This is a genomic window from Parvibaculum sp., assembly GCF_035511255.1.
In the GTDB taxonomy this organism is placed as follows: Bacteria; Pseudomonadota; Alphaproteobacteria; order Parvibaculales; family Parvibaculaceae; genus Parvibaculum.
In genome coordinates this window covers 1-3,989 of record NZ_DATKFR010000409.1, presented here as the reverse complement: position 1 = coordinate 3,989, position 3,989 = coordinate 1, and the positions used below count along the sequence as shown (strand labels likewise).

Annotated in this window: 4 protein-coding genes and 1 tRNA gene; 4 read left to right on the top strand and 1 reads right to left on the bottom strand. The window is 61.8% G+C overall.

Translation table 11 applies throughout. The features are described from left to right. Positions 1–52: 52 nt before the first annotated feature. Positions 53–697, bottom strand: a complete 645-nt coding sequence (locus VMR03_RS15655; protein ID WP_325406858.1) for a response regulator transcription factor — start codon at positions 695–697, stop codon at positions 53–55. A 448-nt stretch (positions 698–1,145) separates the two neighbouring features. On the opposite strand from VMR03_RS15655, the gene VMR03_RS15650 reads away from it, so the two are divergent. The 4 genes from VMR03_RS15650 to VMR03_RS15635 form a co-directional block, all read left to right on the top strand. Then, positions 1,146–1,222, top strand: a tRNA-Arg gene (locus tag VMR03_RS15650). Between the two features lie 51 nt (positions 1,223–1,273). Further along, a complete protein-coding gene (locus VMR03_RS15645) occupies positions 1,274–1,492 on the top strand; it encodes a DUF2061 domain-containing protein (RefSeq protein WP_325406856.1) in 219 nt (72 codons plus the stop codon). A 75-nt stretch (positions 1,493–1,567) separates the two neighbouring features. After that, positions 1,568–3,574: an AsmA family protein gene (locus VMR03_RS15640; RefSeq protein ID WP_325406854.1), complete on the top strand. Its 2,007-nt coding sequence runs from the start codon at positions 1,568–1,570 to the stop codon at positions 3,572–3,574. Next, positions 3,571–3,989 (top strand): MFS transporter (locus VMR03_RS15635; RefSeq protein ID WP_325406852.1); only part of this gene is annotated, 419 nt, incomplete at its 3' end. The genes VMR03_RS15640 and VMR03_RS15635, both read left to right, overlap by 4 nt.

Below are 3,989 nucleotides of genomic sequence, written 5' to 3'. Positions count from 1 at the left end.
CGCGATCGCCCGGCGGCGCATCCGCCGGCGCGAGGTTTTCATGCGCGAGATATCAATCGTTGCCCGCCGGCGTCCTCGCACGCAGGGCGATGATCGCGGCCTCCGTCCTGTTGCGTACACCTAGCGCCTGCAGAATCGCATTGACATGCAGCTTGACCGTGGCAATGGAAATGCCGAGGACGCGCGCAATCTCCTGGTTCGACCGCCCCTTGCCGATTTCGCGCAGCACTTCACGCTGTCGCGGCGTCAACTTCTCGAATCCGCCACTGAGAAACGCTTCCGGTGCCTCGGCGAAACCTTCCGTTCTGGAGTTGAGGACGGAGTCGGGCACGTAGCGGCCACCCATCTCGACCAATTTCAGGGCGCTCAGCACGAGATTGACTGGCAGGTTCTTCGGAATGAACCCTTTGACACCGAGATCCATGACTTCGCGAACAAAAGCTGCCACATCCCGGTCGCTGAACACCACGACCTTGGCCGTGGGCGATGCGCAGAGTTTCCCGAGCGCGCCGAACGATTCGGAGGTCGCACCGCCGCTCAATTCGACGAGAATGAGATCGTAGCCGCTTGCATCCGCTTCGAAGAGCGCCTGTGCATTCGAAGCGACAACAGCAGTCGGCGATACGTCGAGCCGGCTGACAATGGCCGCCAACCCCTCGCAAAAAACAGGATGGAGACCGACAATCAGGACTTTCATCAGGCACGCCCCCCTTCTCGGAACCGATCCCTGCGCGGCGGCATGGAACCCAAATCGATCGGCTCAACCAAAGCGTGTAAAAACCCATAAACACAACTCATGACAACTTCCGAGCGTGTGTCCGAGTGTTTTTGCCCCGGATTAAGGTCGAGGTAAAGAGGCAGCAGGGAACTATTTAATCGCATGGTCAGGACCCTTTGACGGGGGCCTGTCGCATCGGTCTATACGGACTGGACGGGAGCAGGCCTTCGACTAGGCCGAACGCAATAAAGGGACCGCGAAAAACCGTGCCGATACGCGACGATTCGGGGATAAATCGCGTCGAAGCGATACGGCGCCCGAGGCGATTGAGCTTCACCGTCTTGGGGAGAGACCCTGTTGCGGCGCAGAATGACGTGACGTAGGGTGCGGACCGCCGTTTTGCCGGAAGAAACCCTTCCACCGCAGGGGCTCCGTAGCTCAGCTGGATAGAGCACCAGATTCCTAATCTGGGGGTCGCGCGTTCGAATCGCGCCGGGGTCACCACACCCGGATCGGCCATCATGGGGCCGCCCGCGTCACCGAGAGGAAAAGTGAATGGATGTCTGGAAGGGCAGGCCCCGTTCGTCCGCCACCCGTAGCGTACTCAAAACCCTGAGTTGGCGGATCACGGCCAGTATCGACACCTTCCTTATCGCCTGGTTCGTCACAGGTACCCCCTGGATGGGTGGCAGCATCGCCCTCGGTGAAATCCTCACCAAACTCATCTGGTATTACCTCCACGAACGGATCTGGGCGCACATCAACGTCGAGTGAGCGGAGCGGAAGTCTGAAACGACACATCGCGGCATCCGAGCGGAACGACACCGCCGCTCGGGAATTTCTTCTGCGATGGCTATGCGTTCCCACCCAATCACGGCGACAGCCGGCGCACTTGGCGTCGTCCTGATCGCGCTCATCCTGTTCTGGGACTGGAACTGGCTGAAGCCGCTCATCGAGGCGCGCGCCTCGGCGGCGCTCGGCAGGGAGGTCACGCTTTCTCACTTCGATATGCGCCTGTCGCGAACGCCACTCATCACGCTGGACGGGGTCGCGGTTGCGAACCCTGTCGACTTCGACGGGGACAAGACCTTCGCCACGGCGGAGCGACTGCAACTGAGCTTCGATGCCTGGGCGGCGATGAAGGGCCGCATCGTCATTCCATCGATCGACATCGTGAAGCCGCGCGGCGAACTCCGCGCGCTGCCGGATGGAAAAGCCAACTGGCAGCTCGACGTGAGCAACGATAGCGGCCAAGCCGCCGGCGGGAAGTCGCCCGACATCGGCAATCTCGTGATCAGGGATGGACGCATCCGCTTCGTCGATCCGCGCCGCAAGGCTGATTTCTCGGCGGTCATTCGCACCGAAGAGCCGCCCGGCGCGGCGGAGCCCCGGCTCGTCGTCGAGGCGAAAGGTACTTATGATGCACAGCCCATCGACGCCAAATTCAGCGGAGCGTCCCTCCTTTCCCTTCGCGATGCGAAAAGGCCATATCCCGTCGATCTCGATGCCCGAAATGGCGCCACGCACATCCGCCTGACGGGTACGCTCCGCGAGCCGCTGAAGCTCGCCGGTGCCGATCTGAAACTCACGCTCAAGGGCGACGACCTCGACAGACTCTCGCCCCTCATCGGCATTCCTCTCGCGCCGACGCCGCCCTACAGCTTGACGGGCCGGCTCGACTACGCCGACGGGCGCATTCGCTTCCGCGATTTCGACGGTCGGGTCGGCGACAGCGATCTCTCCGGGCGCTTCGACGTCGATCCCCGAGGCGGGGAAAGGCCGCGCGTAGACGCTATCCTCGCGTCTAAACGGGTCGTTCTAGACGACCTTGGCGGCTTCATCGGCGCCACGCCCGGCCGAACGGACACGCCGGGTCAGTCCGCCGCGCAGAAAGCCGAGCACGCCCGTGAAAAGGCGAGCCCGAAACTTCTGCCCGATACGCCGCTCAACGTTCCAGATATCAGGAGCGCCGATTTCCATATTCGTTACGAAGGCAAGCGCATCGAAGGGCGCTCGATGCCTCTCGACGATCTTGTGGCCGATTTCACGATCGAGAACGGCAAGGTGACGCTCGCCCCCCTGAGCTTCGGCGTCGGCGAAGGCGAGATTGCGAGCCACATCGAATTCGACGCGCGCAAGAGTCCCGCGCATGCCAATGCCTCAATCGAATTCAGGGAAGTCGATCTCCGCCGCCTGATGAAATCGACGCGGATATTCGAAGGCGCCGGCAAAATCGGTGGGCGTGCCTATCTCGATACCAACGGCAACTCGCTCGCCGACATGCTCGGGCATGGCAATGGAGAATTGAAACTCTTCATGAGCGGCGGGGACATCAGCGCACTGTTAATCGACCTCGCAGGGCTCGACCTCGGAAATTCCATTCTATCTGCGCTCGGCATTCCACAGCGCACACAAATCCGCTGCATGGTGAGCGACTTCGAGCTGAAGAAGGGCGAACTCCTGACGCGCACCTTCTTTCTCGATACGACCCAAGCGAACATCGTCGGCACCGGCAAGGTCGATCTGCGCAGCGAACGGATCGACTATCGTATCGAAACGGAGCCGAAGCATTTCAGCGTCGGCGCCCTGCCGGCGCCCATCGACATCGACGGCCCTCTCAAGAGTCCATCGATCGGGCCAGACGCGGGCGCCTTGGCGGCACGCACCGGCCCTTCGGCCGTGCTCGGGATTCTGCTGACGCCGCTCGCAGCTCTCATTCCGACGATCCAACTCGGCCTTGGAGAAGACAATGACTGCACCGGGAGTATAGCCGCCGTAACGGCGGCCAGTCGGGACCTTCCGAAGGTAAAGGAAAAGAAGAAAAACCCGGATGCGAAACGCGGCGATGCACGATGAGTGACGAAACGAACACCGACATCGTCGAAACACGCATCGCCGCGCGCCTCGACAGATTGCCATGGGGACGCTTTCATACCCATGTCGTCGCGGCACTCGGCATTACCTGGATTCTCGACGGCCTGGAAGTGACGCTCGCCGGCGCTGTCGCGGGTGCCCTGAAGGATAGCCCCTCGCTCGCCTTCACGAATGCCGAAGTCGGCGCCGCCGCAAGCGCCTATCTGACCGGAGCCGTGCTCGGGGCGCTGTTTTTCGGCTGGGCGACGGACCGGCTTGGCCGCCGCAAGCTCTTCTTCATCACACTTTTTCTTTATATCGCAGCGACCACGGCGACAGCCTTCTCCTGGAACCTCTGGAGCTTCGCTCTCTTCCGCTTTCTCACGGGAGCCGGCATCGGCGGCGAATACACGGCGAT

Bases quoted from the DNA above. Each gene is read 5' to 3' on its own strand.
- VMR03_RS15655 (WP_325406858.1), bottom strand. From the start codon at position 697: ATGAAAGTCCTGATTGTCGGTCTCCATCCTGTTTTTTGCGAGGGGTTG.
- VMR03_RS15645 (WP_325406856.1), top strand. From the start codon at position 1,274: ATGGATGTCTGGAAGGGCAGGCCCCGTTCGTCCGCCACCCGTAGCGTA.
- VMR03_RS15640 (WP_325406854.1), top strand. From the start codon at position 1,568: ATGGCTATGCGTTCCCACCCAATCACGGCGACAGCCGGCGCACTTGGC.